This is a genomic window from Embleya sp. NPDC025285 (assembly GCF_055558835.1).
This window is the reverse complement of sequence record NZ_JBVHLU010000036.1, coordinates 11901-30612: the sequence shown is the minus strand read 5'-3', so window position 1 is coordinate 30612 and position 18712 is coordinate 11901. Positions and strand designations below refer to the sequence as shown.

General features: G+C 70.9%; 15 protein-coding genes. 1 reads left to right on the top strand and 14 read right to left on the bottom strand.

The window, feature by feature from the left end; translation table 11 throughout:
• Positions 1 to 5 precede the first annotated feature (5 nt).
• The gene (locus ACZ4FV_RS24200) at positions 6 to 455 is read right to left on the bottom strand and encodes a TraR/DksA family transcriptional regulator (RefSeq protein WP_395862449.1); all 450 of its coding nucleotides are present in this window, start codon (positions 453 to 455) and stop codon (positions 6 to 8) included.
• Positions 456 to 1082: 627 nt separating this feature from the next.
• Between ACZ4FV_RS24200 and ileS the strand changes: the two genes are divergently transcribed.
• A complete protein-coding gene (gene ileS / locus ACZ4FV_RS24195) occupies positions 1083 to 4232 on the top strand; it encodes an isoleucine--tRNA ligase (protein ID WP_465323254.1) in 3150 nt (1049 codons plus the stop codon).
• Between the two features lie 139 nt (positions 4233 to 4371).
• On the opposite strand, the gene ACZ4FV_RS24190 is transcribed toward ileS, so the two are convergent.
• The 13 genes from ACZ4FV_RS24190 to ACZ4FV_RS24130 all read right to left on the bottom strand — a co-directional run bounded on the left by ACZ4FV_RS24190 (position 4372) and on the right by ACZ4FV_RS24130 (position 18704).
• Positions 4372 to 5637 carry a DivIVA domain-containing protein gene (locus tag ACZ4FV_RS24190; RefSeq protein ID WP_395862445.1) on the bottom strand — a complete coding sequence of 422 codons (1266 nt, stop codon included), beginning with the start codon at positions 5635 to 5637 and terminating at the stop codon, positions 4372 to 4374.
• Between the two features lie 45 nt (positions 5638 to 5682).
• Entirely contained in the window at positions 5683 to 5967 is a 285-nt protein-coding gene (locus ACZ4FV_RS24185) for a YggT family protein (protein ID WP_020552920.1), read from the bottom strand.
• Positions 5968 to 6032: 65 nt separating this feature from the next.
• Complete coding sequence (locus ACZ4FV_RS24180) at positions 6033 to 6677, bottom strand: cell division protein SepF (RefSeq protein ID WP_026218733.1); 645 nt, start codon at positions 6675 to 6677, stop codon at positions 6033 to 6035.
• Positions 6678 to 6750: 73 nt separating this feature from the next.
• Entirely contained in the window at positions 6751 to 7476 is a 726-nt protein-coding gene (locus tag ACZ4FV_RS24175) for a YggS family pyridoxal phosphate-dependent enzyme (protein ID WP_465323253.1), read from the bottom strand.
• Positions 7477 to 7519: 43 nt separating this feature from the next.
• A complete protein-coding gene (gene pgeF / locus ACZ4FV_RS24170; protein WP_395862442.1) occupies positions 7520 to 8251 on the bottom strand; it encodes a peptidoglycan editing factor PgeF in 732 nt (243 codons plus the stop codon).
• 58 nt (positions 8252 to 8309) lie between these two features.
• Positions 8310 to 9482 (bottom strand): cell division protein FtsZ, encoded by a 1173-nt coding sequence (gene ftsZ / locus ACZ4FV_RS24165; RefSeq protein WP_395862440.1) that lies wholly within the window; start codon positions 9480 to 9482, stop codon positions 8310 to 8312.
• 290 nt (positions 9483 to 9772) lie between these two features.
• Complete coding sequence (locus ACZ4FV_RS24160) at positions 9773 to 10597, bottom strand: cell division protein FtsQ/DivIB (RefSeq protein WP_402231745.1); 825 nt, start codon at positions 10595 to 10597, stop codon at positions 9773 to 9775.
• A gap of 21 nt (positions 10598 to 10618) precedes the next feature.
• Positions 10619 to 11713: an undecaprenyldiphospho-muramoylpentapeptide beta-N-acetylglucosaminyltransferase gene (murG, locus tag ACZ4FV_RS24155; protein WP_395862436.1), complete on the bottom strand. Its 1095-nt coding sequence runs from the start codon at positions 11711 to 11713 to the stop codon at positions 10619 to 10621.
• A 5-nt stretch (positions 11714 to 11718) separates the two neighbouring features.
• Positions 11719 to 13041 carry a putative lipid II flippase FtsW gene (gene ftsW / locus ACZ4FV_RS24150; protein WP_395862434.1) on the bottom strand — a complete coding sequence of 441 codons (1323 nt, stop codon included), beginning with the start codon at positions 13039 to 13041 and terminating at the stop codon, positions 11719 to 11721.
• An 11-nt stretch (positions 13042 to 13052) separates the two neighbouring features.
• The gene (murD, locus tag ACZ4FV_RS24145) at positions 13053 to 14552 is read right to left on the bottom strand and encodes a UDP-N-acetylmuramoyl-L-alanine--D-glutamate ligase (RefSeq protein ID WP_395862432.1); all 1500 of its coding nucleotides are present in this window, start codon (positions 14550 to 14552) and stop codon (positions 13053 to 13055) included.
• 5 nt (positions 14553 to 14557) lie between these two features.
• Positions 14558 to 15616, bottom strand: a complete 1059-nt coding sequence (gene mraY, locus ACZ4FV_RS24140; RefSeq protein ID WP_395862430.1) for a phospho-N-acetylmuramoyl-pentapeptide-transferase — start codon at positions 15614 to 15616, stop codon at positions 14558 to 14560.
• Positions 15613 to 17034 (bottom strand): UDP-N-acetylmuramoyl-tripeptide--D-alanyl-D-alanine ligase, encoded by a 1422-nt coding sequence (locus tag ACZ4FV_RS24135; protein WP_395862428.1) that lies wholly within the window; start codon positions 17032 to 17034, stop codon positions 15613 to 15615. Before ACZ4FV_RS24135 ends, mraY begins: the two co-directional genes overlap by 4 nt.
• The gene (locus ACZ4FV_RS24130) at positions 17031 to 18704 is read right to left on the bottom strand and encodes a UDP-N-acetylmuramoyl-L-alanyl-D-glutamate--2,6-diaminopimelate ligase (protein WP_395862427.1); all 1674 of its coding nucleotides are present in this window, start codon (positions 18702 to 18704) and stop codon (positions 17031 to 17033) included. Before ACZ4FV_RS24130 ends, ACZ4FV_RS24135 begins: the two co-directional genes overlap by 4 nt.
• Between the last annotated feature and the right edge of the window lie 8 nt (positions 18705 to 18712).

Here is an 18712-nt window from a genome sequence, read left to right as displayed (position 1 = left end):
GGGCGTTACCGGCGTTCTTCGCGCTGTTTGCAGGTCACACACAGGGTCGCACGCGGGAACGCCTGCAGGCGTGCCTTGCCGATGGCCGAACCACACGACTCGCAGGCCCCGTACGTGCCGTCGGCCAGGCGGCGCAGCGCCTTCTCCGACTGGAGCAGCATGCCACGCGCGTTGTTGGTCAGGGACATCTCGTGCTCGCGCTCGAAGTTCTTGGTCCCGGTGTCCGCCTGGTCGTCGCCCGCGCCCTCGCCGGAGTCGCGCAGCAGATCGGCGATGCCGTTCTCGGAGACCGCGATCTCGGCCCGAAGCTCGTGCGCGGTCTCGATCAGCCCCTCGCGCACCTCGCGCAGTTCCGCGTGCTCCCACGGGTCCTCACCGGGTCGCACCACATAGACCGTCGGTTCATGGAACCCGTCGGGCGGCGTCGCCAGCGTGGTCGTGGCCGTTGCAGTCACGTGTGCAGGTGCCTTCACGGTGCGTCCCGTTCCTCCCCGTACCGAGGCTCGCGGCGTCGCCGTCGTGGTCGCACGACGCGTCCGCCCGCCAGTCGCCTTCTCTGTATCCGTCATGGTCACGGCCCCCTTGTTTCGCTTAGGGATGGGTCGCCCCGGACAACCGGACGCGCCGTCCCGTCACTGATTGCGCCGGGGCGGCGACGTAAATCGGTTGTGCCCAGACGCAACCACGCTTATCCCTCTTCTACGTGTCCCGTTCGTTACCGGTTCCCGAGCGGATCGTTATGCACCCGGGGCGGGTGAAGTCGGAGGCACGACGACCCGTTCGGGTCGTACAATCCGCAGAGCGAGACGGTGTCGATGGGGACGAGTAGCGCCGCACGCAGCCATCAGCGATCCGGGGACGGTGTGAGCCCGGGGGTGTGCGCGACGTGAAGATCACCCCGGAGCTGTCGGAGGAAAGGTCGATGCGATCCCGGATCGGCCCGTAGAACCGGCCCTCGCACACACGAGTGGGTTGTGCCCGCCCCCGCGGCGCGCGGCCAAGAAGGGTGGTACCGCGGGACCGGCGCACGGCGGTCTCGTCCCTTCGGTAGGCACGCATCACAGCCCGCGGAAGGAAGCCACATGTACCGCCCGGTACCGGCGCAGGTCGACCTGCCCGCCATGGAGCACGAGGTCCTCGCGTTCTGGCGGGACAACGACATCTTCGAGCGCTCCCTCGAACAGAACGCCGACGGCCCGCGCTGGGTCTTCTACGAGGGCCCGCCGACGGCCAACGGCATGCCGGGCGCGCACCACATCGAGGCGCGCGTGTTCAAGGACGTGTTCCCGCGCTACCGCACCATGCGCGGCTACAACGTGCCGCGCAAGGCCGGGTGGGACTGCCACGGTCTGCCGGTCGAACTGGCCGTGGAGAAGCAGCTCGGCTTCTCCGGCAAGCCGGACATCGAGCGGTACGGGATCGCCGAGTTCAACGCGAAGTGCCGCGAGTCGGTGATGACCCACGTGGGCGCCTTCGAGGACCTGACCACCCGGATGGGCTACTGGGTCGACCTGTCCAAGGCGTATCGGACGATGGATCCCGAGTACGTCGAGTCCGTCTGGTGGTCGCTCAAGCAGATCTTCGACAAGGGCCTGCTGACCCAGGACTACCGGGTCGCGCCGTGGTGTCCGCGCTGCGGCACCGGGCTGTCCGACCACGAGCTCGCCCAGGGCTACGAGACGGTCGTGGACCCCTCGGTCTACGTACGCTTCCCGCTCACCTCCGGGCCGCTGGCCGGGCAGGCCGCGCTGCTGGTGTGGACCACCACGCCGTGGACGCTGGTGTCCAACACCGCCGCCGCGGTGCACCCGGACGTGACCTACGTGGTGGCCACCGACGGCGAGGAGCGCCTGGTGGTCGCCGAGCCGCTGGTGGCGAAGGCGCTCGGCGAGGGTTGGGTGGCCACCGGCGAGCGCTTCACCGGCCGGGAGATGGAACGCTGGGCCTACCGGCGTCCGTTCGACCTGCTGCCGCTGGAGGACGCGAACTTCGTCGTGCTCGCCGACTACGTCACCACCGAGGACGGCTCGGGTGTCGTGCACCAGGCGCCCGCCTTCGGCGAGGACGACCTCAGGACCTGCCGGGCGTACGGGCTGCCGGTGGTCAACCCGGTCCGCCCGGACGGCACCTTCGAGCCGGACCTGCCGCTGGTGGGCGGGCAGTTCTTCAAGAAGGCCGACGAGGCGCTGGTCGCCGACCTGCGCGAGCGCGGGCTGCTGTTCCGGCACCTGGAGTACGAACACAGCTACCCGCACTGCTGGCGCTGCCACACCGCGCTGCTGTACTACGCGCAGCCGTCCTGGTACATCCGCACCACCGCGGTCAAGGACGCGCTGCTGCGCGAGAACGAGCGCACCAACTGGCACCCGGACACAGTCAAGTGGGGCCGCTACGGCGACTGGCTGAACAACAACATCGACTGGGCGCTGTCCCGGAACCGCTACTGGGGCACGCCGCTGCCGATCTGGCGGTGCGACGAGGATCACCTCACCTGCGTCGGCTCACTGGGCGAACTGTCCGAATTGACCGGGCGCGACCTGTCCGGCCTGGACCCGCACCGGCCGTTCATCGACGAGGTGGTCTTCGACTGCCGGGCCAAGAGCGGCGACGGCGCGACGTGCGGCGGGCGGGCCGTCCGGGTGCCCGAGGTGATCGACGCCTGGTACGACTCGGGCTCGATGCCGTTCGCCCAGTTCGGCTATCCGTACCGCAACCGCGAGTTGTTCGAGCAGTCCTACCCGGCGCAGTTCATCTCCGAGGCGATCGACCAGACCCGCGGCTGGTTCTACACGCTGATGGCGGTCGGCACGCTCGTGTTCGACCGGTCCTCCTACGAGAACGTCGTGTGCCTGGGGCACATCCTGGCCGAGGACGGCCGGAAGATGTCCAAGCACCTGGGCAACACACTCGAGCCGATCCCGCTGATGGACCGGCACGGCGCGGACGCGGTGCGCTGGTTCATGGCCGCCGGCGGATCGCCCTGGTCGGCCCGCCGGGTCGGGCACGGCACCATCCAGGAGGTGGTCCGCAAGACGCTGCTGACCTACTGGAACACGGTCAGCTTCCAGGCCCTGTACGCGCGCACCGGCGGCTGGACGCCGAGCGCGAGCGACCCGGCCCCGGCCGAGCGCCCGCTGCTGGACCGGTGGTTGCTCTCCGAGCTGAACACCCTCGTGGGCGACGTGGACGCGGCTCTGGAGGCCTACGACACGCAGCGCGCGGGCAAGGCGCTCACCGCGTTCGTGGACGACCTGTCGAACTGGTACGTGCGTCGGTCCCGGCGGCGCTTCTGGAACGCGGAGCCGGCTGCCCTGGCCACGCTGCACGAGGCGCTGGAGACGGTCACCCGGTTGATGGCGCCGCTGGTGCCGTTCATCACCGAGCGGGTCTGGCAGGACGTGGTCCGTCCGGTCACCGCGGACGCGCCCGAGTCGGTGCACATGGCCGCGTGGCCGACGGCGGATCCGGCGCTGGTGCACCCGGAGTTGGGCCGGCAGATGACACTGGTGCGGCGCCTGGTCGAGCTGGGCCGGGCCACCCGCGCGGACTCCGGGGTCAAGACCCGGCAGCCGCTGGGCCGCGCGCTGATCGGCGCGGCGGGCTGGGAGAAGTTGTCCGGGGAACTGCGCGAGCAGATCGCCGAGGAGCTCAACGTGGTGTCCGTCGCGGCGCTGTCCGAGGCGGGCGGCGACCTGGTCGAGTACAGCGCCAAGGGCAACTTCCGCGCGCTGGGCAAGCGGTTCGCCAAGCGCACCCCGGTGGTGGCCGCGGCGATCGCCGCCGCCGACGCCGGGACGCTGGCCGCGGCGCTGCGCGCGTCCGGCACCGCCGTCGTCGTGGTCGAGGGCGAGGAGGTCGAGGTGGTGGCCGAGGAGGTCATCGTCACCGAGACCCCGCGCGAGGGCTGGACGGTGGCCGGGCAGGACGGCGCCACCGTCGCGCTCGACCTGACCATCACGCCCGAGCTGCGGCTCGCGGGCCTGGCCCGCGACGTGGTCCGGCTGATCCAGGAGGCGCGCAAGAACAGCGGCCTGGAGGTGTCCGACCGGATCCTGGTGTGGTGGGCCGCGGACGAGTCGGAGGAGACCACGTCGGCGCTGCTCGCGCACGGCGTCCAGGTCGCCGACGAGGTGCTGGCGACGCAGTTCACCCAGGGCTCGCCGGAGGACGAGGAGTTGTTCGAGCACGGCGACCCCGCGCTCGGTCTGCGGTTCTGGTTGCGCAAGGTGTGAGCCGACGGGCGGGGCGGCCCCGGCCGCCCCGCCCGAACCATCCCGAGTCGCCCGAAACGCCCCGAAAACCCGAGAAGCGCCCGTCCCCCCGGAGGGGGCGGGCGCTTCTCGGATGTGCCGACCGACGCTCAGTGGCCGGTCAGTTGTCGGGGTCCTCGTCGATCAGGAACCCGCGCATCGGCGACGGCTGCTGCATCTGCTGCGGCTGCGGGGCCTGCGGACGCACCGGCGACATCTGCTGCGTCATGGCCGGGCTCATCTGCTGCCCGATCGACGGCGTCATGGCCGGCGACATCGACGAAGGCTGGGACATCGACTGCGACATCGGTACCGGCGCGGACGACATGGCCGGCGGCAACGAGGCCGTGGCCGGCGTACGCGGCGGCGCGAGCGAGTCGTCGGCCTGCGACTCCAGCTGGCGGAGCTGGCTCTCCAGGTACGACTTCAGGCGCGTGCGGTACTCGCGCTCGAACGCGCGCAGGTCGTCGACCTTGCGCTCGAGCGTGGCGCGGGCGCTCTCCAGCGAGCCCATCGCGACGCGGTGCTTCTCCTGCGCGTCCCGCTCGAGGGCGTCCGCCTTGGAACGCGCGTCGCGCTCCATGCCCTCGGCGCGGGTGCGCGCCTCGCCCACTATCTTGTTCGCCTCGGAGCGGGCCTCGGCGATCGCCTGGTCCGCCGTCTGCTGCGCCAGCGCGAGCACCCGGGCGGCACTGTCGCCACCGGGGTTGCCCATCTGCTGCTGCGGTCCACCGGGACCGAGCTGCGGCGGGCCGCCCTGCAACTGGTGCTGCTGAAGCTGCTGTTGGTGCTGCGGCGGGCCCTGGAGCTGGTGTTGCCCGCTCATGCCGGAATTGCCCATCCCGGGGCCGCCCTGCAGCTGGTGCTGGCCGCCCTGGAGCTGGTGCTGCTGCTGACCGGGCAGCTGGTGCTGACCGCTCTGCATGCCGGGGCCGCCTTGGAGCTGGTGCTGCGGCGGGCCCTGGAGCTGGTGCTGACCGCTCATGCCGGGACCGAGCTGCTGCGGTCCCCCCATGGGGTGCTGCTGCGGTCCACCGGGACCGAGCTGCTGCGGGCCGCCCTGCATCTGGTGCTGGCCGCCCTGCATCCCCTGCGGTCCACCCATCTGGGGCGGCGGGGGAACCGGGGTCGGCCCGGATATGGCTGCCGGGACGGGTGCGTCGGGGCGCTCGCGCTCCTTGCGCTGTTGAGCCTGCTGCTGACTCTGCGCGGCGGCACGGGTCGCCGCCGCGAGTTTCGCTCGCAGGTCCTCGTTTTCCCGGAGAAGTCGGGTCAGTTCGCCCTCGACCTCATCGAGGAACGCATCGACCTCGTCCTCGTCATAGCCCTCACGGAGACGGACGGTCGTGAACTGCTTGTTACGCACGTCTTCGGGGGTCAACGGCATCTCTTCACCTCAGCGTGATCGTCGGCATCGGACAGACGGTACCGCTTACAGCCTGCCCACGACGGAGATCAGGATGTAGACGATGATCATCAGTACGAAGAAGGACAGGTCGAGTGCTACACCCCCGAGGCGCAGCGGAGGAATGAACCTGCGCAGCAACTTCAACGGTGGATCGGTGATGGAGTACGTCGCCTCCAGCAATACCACCATGGCCCCGCGCGGCTCGTACGACCGCGCGAACTGGAACACGTAGTCCATCACCAAGCGGAAGAACAACACGATCAAAAAGCAGTAGAGCACGATGCGGATGATCTCCAGCGCGATGCTCATGTACCTGCCCCCTCGTGTGCCGTCCTTCTGGTCAGGACCGCACCTAGCCTCAGTTTTCGCACACCTCAGCTCTGATTGAAGAACCCGCCCTCGGCGATGCGGGCCTTGTCCTCGGCTGTCACATCGACGTTAGCAGGCGACAGGAGGAAGACTTTTTGGGTGACCCGCTCGATGCTGCCGTGCAGACCGAACACGAGACCGGCGGCGAAGTCCACCAGGCGCTTGGCGTCGGTGTCCTCCATTTCGGTCAGGTTCATGATCACGGGCGTGCTCTCGCGAAAGTGCTCGCCGATCGTGCGGGCTTCGTTGTAGGTACGCGGGTGCAGCGTCGTGATGCGGTAGGGCTCACGTTCGCTGACGACTTTGTGTACGGTCACCGGTGTGCTGCTCTCGGGACGGCGTTCGGGCATGGCGGACACTGTTGCGCGGTGTTCTTCAAGGCGGCCTTCGTCGCGAAGGGCCCCCGCTTCGCGAAGGGCAGTAGCTCCACGAACGAGATCCTCGCGACGTTCCCGCGATTCCCCACGCGGTTCGCGTACTTCACGTGGCTCCTCACGACGCTCGTCCCGCCGCTCCTCGCGACGATCGGTGCGCTCGACCCGGTCGCGGCCGTCCTGGCCGATGTCGTCCTCATCGTAATCGTCATACTCGTAGACATCGTCCTCCACGAGGCCGAGGTAGACCGCCATCTTGCGCATTGCGCCGGCCATGTTCCGCTTCCTCCGGTCTCACGGTGGATCGGCTGAGGTCACCGTGGGTCGTGCGATCCACTTCACGGCGACGCTACCGGAGGGAAGGCCGGACTCCGAGCACCGCAGTACCGATGCGTACATGTGTCGCCCCAGCCTCGATGGCCGCTTCGAGGTCGTTGCTCATCCCCGCGGAAACCATGTTCGCAGTCGGATGGGCTTCGCGTAGGCGGGTTGCGATTTCTCGCAACCCGGCGAACGCGCGGGCGGGTTCCACGCCCAGCGGGGCCACCGCCATCACCCCGCCCAGGGTCAGGTTCGGCGCCTTGGCCACCACGTCCGCGAGTTCCGCCACATCGGCCGGCGACACCCCGCCGCGCGCCGGGTCTTCATCCAGGCTGACCTGCAACAGCGCGGTGATCGTGCGGTGTTGCCGAACCGCCGCGGCGGACAGCGCGTGGGCGAGTCGGACCCGGTCCAGCGAGTGCACCACATCGGCGTAACCGGCCACCGATTTGGCCTTGTTGGTCTGCAGTTGCCCGACGTAGTGCCACGTCAGGTCGAGGTCCTCGGTGGCCTCCGCCTTGGGCGCGGCCTCCTGGTCGCGGTTCTCGCCCACGTCGCGGACGCCGAGTCCGGCGAGCAGTCGCACGTCGCTCGCCGGGTGGGTCTTGGTCACCACGACGAGGGTGACGTCCTCGCGCGGGCGGCCGGCGGCGGCGCACGCGGTGGCGATGCGATCGCGGACGGCGGCCAGGTTGGCGGCGAGTTCGGCGCCTCGCCCGGCGGGGTCTGCGCTCGGATGAACGTGCGTTTCCATTCGCCCATCGTCGCCGACGGGGGCCGAACACGCCCGGGCGGGGTCAGCCCTCGGCGAGCCACACGTAGCCGGCGATCCGACCCGTGGCCCGGTCCCGCCGGTAGGAGAAATGGTCCGCCGACTCGCGCGTGCAGATGTGCGATTTCTCACCCGACGCCACCCCCTGCGCGGCGAGTTGCGCCCACACGCCGGCCGGGATATCGAGCCCCGGAGTGCCCTCACGGGTGCGCGCGCGGGCCGCTGGGACAACTGCGGACACTTCGTCGCACATCGCCTCGGGAACCTCGTAGCAGGCGCCGCAGACCGCGGGGCCGGTCTCCGCGACGATCCGGGCCGGGTCGGCGCCGAGGGCTCGCATCGCCTCGATCGCGGCGGGCACCACGCCCGCGGCCAGTCCGGGCCGCCCGGCGTGCGCGGCGGCCACGACGCCGGCCTGTGGATCGGCGAGCAGTACCGGGGTGCAGTCGGCGACCAGGACCACGAGCGCCAGGCCCGGGGTCGCGGTGACCACGGCGTCGGTGGCGGGCAGCGGCTCGGCCGAGGCACGGTCGACGACGGTGACCGTGTTGCCGTGTACCTGGTTCATCCAGACCACCCGTTCGGGCGACAGGCCCAGCGCCTCGGCGGTGCGCGCGCGGTTCGCGGCGACCACGCGCGGATCGTCGCCCACATGGTCGCCGAGGTTCAGTTCGTCATACGGCGCGGCGCCCGTGCCGCCCCACCGGTCGGTGAAGGCGAAACGGGCGCCGCCGGCGGCGGCCCTTCGCGTGAACACGTCGGGCCCACCCCTTGTCCGAATTTTTTCGCTACTGCTGCAACCTGCCGATTGTCTTCTACTTCATGAACGGCGGGATGTCGAGATCCAGATCGTCCTTGATCGGTTCCGGCACCAGCGGCGTGCGCGGGCCCGGGGTGGTCGGCGCCGGGTAGCTGGTCGGCGCCGGGGTCGGGTCGTGCAGCACACCCGGACCCGGGTTGGACGCGGGCCGCCCCACCGGCTCGGGCCGCGACGCCTGGGTCGTGGTCGCCGGCTTGCCCAACTCGCTCTTGGACGGCGGCTGCCCACCGTCGAAGCCGGCCGCGATCACGGTGACCCGCACCTCGTCGCCGAGCGCGTCGTCGATGACCGCGCCGAAGATGATGTTGGCCTCGGGGTGCGCGGCCTCGCTGACCAGTTGCGCGGCCTCGTTGATCTCGAACAGGCCGAGGTCGGAGCCGCCGGAGATGGACAGCAACACGCCCCGGGCGCCGTCGATGGACGCCTCCAGGAGCGGGCTGGAGATGGCCATCTCGGCCGCCGCCACGGCACGGTCGTCGCCGCGCGCCGAGCCGATCCCCATCAGCGCCGAACCCGCCTCGGACATCACCGACTTGACGTCGGCGAAGTCCAGGTTGATCAGGCCGGGCGTGGTGATCAGATCGGTGATGCCCTGCACACCGGACAGCAGCACCTGGTCGGCCGAGCGGAACGCGTCCAGGACGCTGACCTGCCGGTCGGAGATGGAGAGCAGTCGGTCGTTGGGGATGACGATCAGGGTGTCGACCTCGTCGCGCAACTGCGCGATGCCGTCCTCGGCCTGGTTCGCGCGCCGCCGTCCCTCGAAGGTGAACGGGCGCGTGACCACACCGATGGTGAGCGCGCCGAGCGAACGGGCGATGTTGGCCACCACGGGAGCGCCGCCGGTGCCGGTGCCGCCGCCCTCACCCGCCGTGACGAAGACCATGTCGGCCCCCTTGAGGACCTCCTCGATCTCCTCGCGGTGGTCCTCGGCGGCCTTGCGACCGACGTCGGGGTTGGCGCCGGCGCCGAGGCCGCGGGTCAATTCCCGGCCGACGTCGAGCTTGACGTCGGCGTCGCTCATGAGGAGGGCTTGGGCGTCGGTGTTGATCGCGATGAACTCGACGCCCTTGAGACCGACCTCGATCATCCGGTTGATGGCGTTGACACCGCCACCGCCGATACCGACCACCTTGATGACTGCGAGGTAGTTCTGGGGTGCTGCCACGTCGAAGGCCTCTCGCCTCGAGTTCCGGTCGGCACGCCGTGGTTCCGGCATGCCGACATTTGCCGACTTGGGGAGGTCGGGACGCGATTTCCGCGAGCCACCAAAACCCTCACCCTCAGGTATAGAGTTACACCGATTCGCGTCGAATGCCGCCGATGCGAACGGTGCGGATTACTGCTTTGTCAACCTGGGGCTAGGCCGACACTAGGTCCCCATCGGACACGGTTCAACGAACACGCCGAACCTGTCCCTATTGTTTTATCGCAGTGACGGGGTGCTTTCGCTCCACGTCACACGGCGGGCGAGGTCGAAACCGCCGCCGCGGGTGCGACCGGAGGTAACGACTGCGCGGGCGCCGGCGGCGCGAGCGAGGGAAACGGCTGGGTTCGGGTCACCGGCGCGTCGGGCGCGCTGACGTCGTAGAACTTGGCGGGCCGCGGCAACAGCGCCGCGAGTACGAGGGCCTTGCGGTCGGACGCGTCGGCCCCGCCCCACAGCACGGTCTCGCCCTTGTCGAGCACGAGCACGATGTCGTCGCGCGTTCGAGCGGTGATGTCACGTACACGTTGGGCGACCGGCGGCGGCAAGGCCGATACCACCTGCACCACCCCCCGTAGCGTTTGCGTACTCACCGTGTTGGCGTCGGCCTTGACGACCGGCACCCCCGGCGGCGCGGCGTCCACCGTACCGAACCGTACGCCGTCCTTGTCGATCTCCGCATAGCGGCCCGCGTCCGGCATCACCAGCGCGGTCACCCGTTCGCGCACCGAGATCCGCACCGTGTGAGGCCAGTCCCGCTCGACGCGGACCGAGGCCACTCGCGGGATCGCGGCCACCCGGGCCCGGATCGCGTCCAGGTCGACGGAGGCCAGCGGCTCGCCGATCGGCACCGCCGCCACGTGCGCGACCTGATCCCGGGGCAGCGCGCCCAGGCCGCCGACGGCCACTTTGCGAGTGTCCAGCAGCGGCGAGTGGTAGACGAGCGCCCAACCGGTGACCGCGACCAGCACGAGCAGCACCAGGACCAGGAGCGGGCGCAGGTTGGTCCAGCGCCGGCGCGGCGGCCGCCCGGCCTTCGCCGGTCGCCCCGGCGCGCGCTCCCTCGTCCTGGGCAAGAACGCTCCCCCCGGCCCGCGCTACTGGGGCAACCGCGCGGCGGCGATCGCCTCGTGGACCATCCGGACCAACTCCTCGTCCGCGTCGCGCCGGCCGAACTCGGCCGCCGCCTTGCCCATGTCGTGCAGCCTGCGCGCGTCGGTGAGCACCGGCAGCACGGAGGAGCGGATCCAGTCCGGGGTCAGGTCCGCGTCGTCCACCAGCAGGCCGCCGCCCGCCTTGACCACGGGCTGCGCGTTCAGCCGCTGCTCGCCGTTGCCGATCGGCAGCGGTACGTAGGCCGCGGGCAGGCCGACCGCGGCCAGTTCGGCGCAGGTCATCGCGCCGGCCCGGCACAGCACCATGTCGGCCGCCGCGTAGGCCAGGTCCATCCGGTCCAGGTAGGGCACCACGACGTAGGCCGGTCCGCCGGGCGGGGAGGTGATCTTCAACTCGTTGTTGGGGCCGGCCGCGTGCAGCACCTGCACGCCCTCGGCGAGCAGTTGTTGCGCGGTGGCGGCGAGCGTCTCGTTCAGCCGCCGGGCGCCCTGCGAGCCGCCGAACACCAGCAGCGTGGGCCGCATCGGGTCCAGGCCGAACATCGCCCGGGCCTCGTCGCGCAGCGCGTTGCGGTCCAGCGTGGCGATCGCGCGGCGCAGCGGGATGCCGATGTAGCGAGCGCCGCGCAGCTTGCTGTCGGGCGTGCTCACCGCGACGAATCGGGTGTACCGGGCGCCGATCTTGTTGGCCAGGCCCGGCCGGGCGTTGGCCTCGTGCACCACGGTGGGCACGCCCTGGCGCTTGGCCGCGAGGTAGCCGGGCAGCGCGACGTAGCCGCCGAAGCCGACCAGGCAGGACGCGTTGGTCCGCTCCAGGACGGCCGCGGCCTCGCGGATGGTGCCGCGCAGTCGACCGGGGACGGTCATCAGTTCGGGCGTGGGCTTGCGCGGCAACGGCACGGCCGGGATCAGAGCGAGTTCGTAGCCGCGAGCGGGAACGAGCTTGGTCTCCAGGCCCTTGGCCGTGCCGAGCGCCGTGATACCCACATTGGGGTTCTGGCGGCGCAGCGCGTCCGCCAATGCCAGAGCGGGCTCGATGTGCCCGGCGGTTCCTCCGCCGGCAAGGACGACATGCACCTGATTCACCCATCCCTGCGCGGCAGGATCCGCGCGAACGCTCGACGAACCGCCCCGGGCCCGCGTGCGGCGAGCGCCGCCTCGGCCTTTGGCTCACCTCGGGCGAAGGACAACAGCATGCCCACGGCGAACATGGTCGGAAGCAGGGCGGAACCTCCGTAGGACACCAATGGCAACGGCACTCCGGCGATCGGCAGCAGGCCGAGCACCGCTCCGACGTTGATCATGACCTGGGCCATGATCCACGCGGTCGCGCCACCCGCGGCGAGCCGTACGAACTGGTCTTTCGTCCGACTCGCGACGCGGATACCTGCATAGCCTAGGGCCGCGAAGAGGGTGAGTACGGACAGCGTCCCCACGAGACCCAATTCCTCGCCGATGACGGCGAAGATGAAGTCTGTATGTGCCTCGGGCAAAGTGCCCCATTTGCCGTAACTTGTCCCGATTCCACTGCCGAACCAGCCGCCCGTGGCCAGCGAGTAGATGCCCTGCGCGGCCTGCAGCGTGCTGCCGTTGGGGTCGGAGAACGGATCCAGGAAGCCCGCGAAGCGGGCGGCCCGGTGCGGCTTGAGCACGATCAGCACGGTGGCCAGCACGGCCACCACGGCGATCGCCATGGCGAACAACCGGCCCGGCGCGCCGGCGATCCACAACAGCGCAAGCACCAGCACGGTGATGATCATCGCGGTGCCCATGTCGCCGCCGAGCAGCACCAGGAACAGGATCACCAGGGCGCCGGGCAGCAGCGGGACGAACATGTGCCGCCACTGGCCGAGCAGCCGGCGCTTGCGGGTGAGCACGTCGGCCCCCCACAACACCAGGCCCAGCTTGGCGAACTCGGAGGGCTGGATCTGGAACGAGCCGAAGCCGATCCAGTTCCGGTTGCCGTTCACCTCGATACCCAGGCCGGGCACCAGGACCAGGCACAACGCGCCGACGCAACCGATCAGGAACGGGTACGCCAGCCGGCGATACCAGCGCAGCGGCAGACGTGACGCGATCCACATCAGCGGGAATCCCATGGCGACCGCGATCAACTGCTTGGTGAAGATCTCGTCGAAGGAGCCGTAGATCGTCCGGGAGGTGATCTGCGACGCGGAGAGCACCATCACCAGGCCCAGCACGGTCAGCAGCAGGCCCGAGCCGAGCAGCAGGTAGTAGGCGGTCAGCGGGCTGTCCAGGGCCCGGCGCAGTTCGCGGCGCGCCGAGCCCGCCGGACGCGGCGCGGGCCTCGCGCGCGGTTTGGGCAACCGCGAACCGCCCCACGGCCGCCGCTTGTCGGCGGGGGGCGTGGGGCGTGCCTCGCGCGTCTGCGGACCGGCGGCCATCGCTCGCCCGGTCAGCCGGCCGCTGTGTCGAGCCCGCGGACCGCTTCGGCGAACGCGTCGCCACGCCTGCCGTAGTTGGCGTACATGTCCATCGACGCGCACGCGGGCGCGAGCAGCACGGTGTCCCCCGGCCGCGCCAGCGCCGCCGCCTCGCCCACGACCTGTTCCATGGCCCCAGTGTCGGTCGCGGCGACCTCCACCACGGGGACATCGGGGGCGTGTCGCGCGAGCGCGTCCCTGATCACCGCGCGGTCGGCGCCCATCAGCACCACCGCGCGCAGCCGGTTCTTCGCGCCGGAGACCAGGTCGTCGAAGGACGCGCCCTTGGCCAGGCCGCCGGCGATCCACACGATGTCCCGGTAGGCGGCCAGCGAGGCCGCCGCGGCGTGCCCGTTGGTGGCCTTGGAGTCGTCCACGTAGTCGACGCCGGCCACGGTGGCCACGTGCGCGATGCGGTGCGCGTCCGGCCGGAAGGCGCGCAGCCCGTCGCGCACCGCCACCGGCCGCACGCCGTAGGCACGCGCCAGCGCGGCGGCGGCCAGCGCGTTCGCCACGTTGTGCGGCGCGGGCGGGTTCACGTCGCCCACGCCGGCCAGTTCGGCCGCGGTGCTGTGCCGGTCGGGCACGAACGCCCGGTCCACGAGCAGGTCGTCGACCACCCCGAAGTCGGACAGCCCCGGCGGGCCGAGCCCGAAGCCGACCGCGCGGCAGCCCTCCTCGACCTCGGCCTCGTGCACGAGCTGCTCGGTCTGCGGGTCGGCGAGGTTGTACACGCAGGCGATCTGGCAACCGCCGTAGATCCGGCCCTTGTCCGCCGCGTACGCCTCCGGCGAGCCGTGCCAGTCCAGGTGGTCCGGCGCGATGTTGAGCACCGCCGCGGCCAGCATCCGCGGCGCGCCGGCGTCGTCCTTGGGGCTTTCCTCCCAGGTCGGCAACCAGTGCAGTTGGAAGCTGGACAGCTCCAACGCGAGAACGTCGTAGGCCGGTTCGCCGTCACCGTCGCGGGCGAGCACCGCGTCCACCACCGGTGTGCCCACGTTGCCGGCCGCCGCCACCCGCTTGCCGGACGCCTCCAGGATCGAGGCGAGCATGCGCACGGTCGTGGTCTTGCCGTTGGTGCCGGTGATCGCCAGCCACGGCGCGGGGTTCTCCCGCGGGCGCAGCCGCCACGCCAGCTCCACATCGCCCCACACCGGCACGCCGGCCGCGCGCGCGGCGGCGAACAGCGGCTTGGTGGGCCGCAGTCCGGGCGAGGCGATCAGCACGTCCACCCGCTCCGGCAGGCTCTCGTCGTCGCCCAGGCGCACGTCGACGCCCAGCGCGCCCAACTCCTCGGCGCGCCGCCGGGCGTTGTCGTCGGCGGAGCCGTCGATCGCCACGACGCGCGCGCCGAGGCCGTGCAGCGCCCGGACCGCGGACGCGCCGGTGACCCCGGTGCCCGCGACACAGAACGACAACTCGGCCCACGGCGCACCGTGATGGGTGAAGGTGCTCAGGTCTTTCGTACTCACGTCTCTTACTGTCCCGTAACCCAGCCCGCGTAGAAGATGCCGATCCCGAGAATGGCGCACAGGCCGGCGATGATCCAGAACCGAACCACGATGAGTACTTCGGTCCACCCCTTGAGTTCGAAATGGTGCTGGAGCGGCGCCATTTTGAACACCCGTTTGCCGGTCATCTTGAAGTAGCCCACCTGGATGATCACCGACAACGAGATGATCAGGAACAGCCCGCCGATGAGCGCGGACAGCAGTTCGGTACGGGTCAGGATGGCCAGGCCCGCGAGCGCGCCGCCGAGTGCGAGCGATCCGGTGTCGCCCATGAAGATCTTCGCCGGTGACGTGTTCCACCACAGGAAGCCGAAACACGAGCCCATCATCGCCGCGGACACGATCGCCAGGTCCAGCGGATCGCGCACGTCGTAGCAGCCGACGCCGGGGGCGTTCAGGCAGGACTGGCCGTACTGCCAGACCCCGATGAAGGTGTAGGCACCGAAGACGATCACCGACGCGCCGGTGGCGAGGCCGTCCAGGCCGTCGGTGAGGTTGACGCCGTTGGAGTGCCCGGCGATCAGGATGTAGGCCCAGATCACGAAGAACACCGGCGTCAGGTCCAGCGCGGTGTCCTGCACGAAGGACAGGTGGGTGGACGCCGGGGTGAACCCACGCGCGTCCTTGAACTGGATGGCCAGCAGCGCGAACGAGATGCCCACGAAGGACTGTCCGGCCAGCTTGGCCTTGGCCCGCAGACCCAGGCTGCGCTGCTTGACGATCTTGATGAAGTCGTCGACGAAGCCGACCAGGCCCAGGCCCGCCATCAGATACAGCACCAGCAGCGCGGACGCGCTCGGGGTCTCCAGCGTGATCGCCTTGGCGCCGCCGTAGCCCGCGAGCGCCGCCAGGATGATCACCGCGCCGCCCATGGTGGGCGTACCGCGCTTGCTGTGGTGTCCGGCCGGACCGTCGTCCCGGATGAGCTGGCCGTAGCCACGCTTGACCAGGATTCGGATCGCGAGCGGCGTACCGATCAGCGACAGCACCAGGGCGATGCCGCCGGCGATGAGGATGGCCCTCACCCGTGCACCTCCGAGTTGCTCACGTCGTCCCCGGCCGCGTCCGCCAACAGCGCGTCCGCGAGCCGTTCCAGGGCCACCCCTCGGGAAGCCTTCACCAGTACGACGTCGCCCGGGGCCAGTTCGCCCCGGAGTAGTTCGACGGCCGCCTCTACGTCGGGCACCAGCACCGACTCCTCACCCCACGAACCCTCGTTCTTCGCGCCCATGTCGATCCAGGCGGCCTCCCTGCCGCCCACGGCCACCAGCCGGTGGATGTTCAGGCGTACCGCGAGCCGCCCGATCGCGTCGTGCTCGGTCAGCGACTCCTCGCCCAGCTCCCGCATCGCACCCAGCACGGCGAACGTACGATTGCCGCCCGCCATCGCGACGAGCGCCTTGAGCGCGGCTCGCATCGACTCCGGGTTGGCGTTGTACGCGTCGTTCACGACGGTCACCCCGTCGTCCCTGCGGGTGACTTCCATCCGCCAGCGGGAGATCGTACCGGCCGCGCCGAGGGCCGCCGCGATGTCCTCGACGGTCATGCCCACTTCGCGTGCCACCGCGGCGCACGCGAGTGCGTTGGCCACGTGGTGCTCACCGTACAGGCGCAAGATCACCGGCGCACTGCCCTCCGGCACGCACAGCGTGAAGGAGGCCCGGCCCTGCTCGTCGAGTGTCACGTTCTCGGCCCGTACGTCGGCCTTCGCGCTCTCGCCGAAGGTCACCACGCGGGCCTTGGTGCGCGAGGCCATCGCCCGCACCAGCGGGTCGTCCTGGTTGAGCACGGCCACGCCGTCGGCGGGCAATGCCTCGACGAGTTCGCCCTTGGCCCGGGCGATGCCCTCGCGCCCGCCGAACTCGCCCATGTGCGCGGAGCCGACGTTGAGCACCAGGCCGATCCGGGGCGGGGTGAGCTCGCACAGGTAGGCGATGTCGCCGACGTGGCGGGCGCCCATCTCGGCGACCAGGTACCGGGTTTCCTCGGTCACGCCGAGGACGGTCAGCGGCAGGCCGATCTCGGTGTTGAAGTTGCCGCTCGGGGCGATCGTCGGGCCCGCGGTGGCGAGCACCTGGCCGAGCAGGTCCTTGGTGCTCGTCTTGCCGGAGGACCCGGTCAGCGCGATCACCGTGGTGTCGGGATGCCGCTCGGTGATCGACCGGGCGAGTCGGCCGAGTGCCGCGACCACGTCATCGACGAGGATCGCCGGGGTGTCGGTGTCGCGCTCCGCGAGGACCGCGACGGCGCCCGCCTCGATCGCGGCGCGCGCGTAGTCGTGCCCGTCGACGCGCTCGCCGCGCACGGCCACGAACAGCGTGCCGGGGCCGACCTTGCGGGAGTCCACGACCACCTCGGCGGTGATGCGCGCGTGCGGATCCGCGCCGCCCGAAAGCCGCCCTCCGAGAGCGGTGGCGATCTCGGCAAGAGTGGTGGAAATCACTGGTTCGTCTCCTCGGCACGCGAGGTGCCGGTCGCCGGGACGCCTGGGGTCGGGGTCTCGGACGTCGGGGTGTGCGTTGATGGTGCGGGGGTCACGATCCTCGCATCGTCGGACTGCTCCGGGGACGCGGGGCCGCCTCGCATGGTTCTGGTCAGCGCGCGACGCAGCTCGACACGGTCGTCGAAGGGGTGTTTGACCGCGTTCGCGAACTCCTGGCCCTGCTCGTGCCCTTTGCCCGCGATCACGACCGTGTCACCCGCGCGGGCCCGCTCGACCGCGAGCGCGATGGCCGCGGTCCGGTCCGGCTCGACCAGCACGCTGCCGTGCGGTTCGGCCGGCCCGCGGGTGCCCGCGAGCATGTCGTCCAGGATCGCGAGCGGGTCCTCCGAACGCGGGTTGTCGCTGGTGAGCACGACCCGGTCGGCGAGTCGGGCGGCGGCATCGGCCATCAGCGGGCGCTTGGCCCGGTCCCGGTCGCCGCCCGCGCCCAGCACGATGGTCAGTGTGCCGGTGGTCACCGGACGTAGTGCCTCGAGCAGCGTCCGGACCGCGTCCGGGGTGTGCGCGAAGTCGACCAGGGCCAGGAACGGCTGGCCCGCGTCCACCCGCTCCATCCGCCCGGGCACGCCCGGGGTCCGGCCCACACCCTCGACCGCGTCCGCGAGCGAGACGCCGCCCGCGGTCAGCGCGACGATCGCCAACAGCGCGTTGCTCACGTTGAACGGACCGGCCAGCCGCACGCTCGCGTCGGCCTTGTGCCCGTCCGGGCCCACCACGGTGAAGCGGCTGCCGTCCGGACCGAGGTCGACGTTCTCGGCCCGCCAGTCGGCGTCCGGGGCCCCCGTCGCCGAGACGGTCAGCACCGGCACGCTCGCCAGCGCCGCCAGTCGGCGACCGTAGGCGTCGTCCACGTCGATCACGCCGATCCGCGAGCGCCGCGGGGTGAACAGGTCCGCCTTGGTGGCGAAGTACTCCTCCATGGACCCGTGGAAGTCCAGGTGGTCCTGCGACAGGTTGGTGAACAACGCGACGTCGTACACGGTGCCGTCGACCCGGCCCAGCGCGAGCGCGTGGCTGGAGACCTCCATCACCGCGGCGGTGACGCCGTTCTCCAGCATCGACGCGAGCAGCGCTTGGACGTCGGTGGCCTCGGGCGTGGTGCGCACGCTGGGCACCACCTCCTCGCCGATCCGGGTCTCCACGGTGCCGATCACCCCGGTCGTGCCGCCGCCGGCGCGCAGCCCGCCGTCGAGCAGGTAGGCGGTGGTGGTCTTGCCGTTGGTGCCGGTGACGCCGAACATCACCAGGTCCTCCGCGGGTCGCCCGTAGACCCAGGCCGCGATCTCACCCAGTCGGCCGCGCGGATCCTCGACCACCAGGGTCGGCAGGCCGCTGTCGGCGGCGAGTTCGGCGCCCGCCGCGTCGGTGAGCAGGGCCACCGCTCCGGCCGCGGCGGCCTGCCCGGCGAACACGGCACCGTGGAAGTTGTCGCCGGGCAGCCCGGCGTACAGATCCCCCGGGCGCACGGCCCGCGAGTCGTGGGTGACGCCCGTCAGCGTCGCCTCCGGATCGCTCGGGGCCCCGGTCAACGGAACACGGACGAACCCGGCCAGGCCGGTCAGCGGTTGGGGGCGCACCTCGGCTGGGCGGCGCAGATCACGGTTGGGCACGGCGGGCA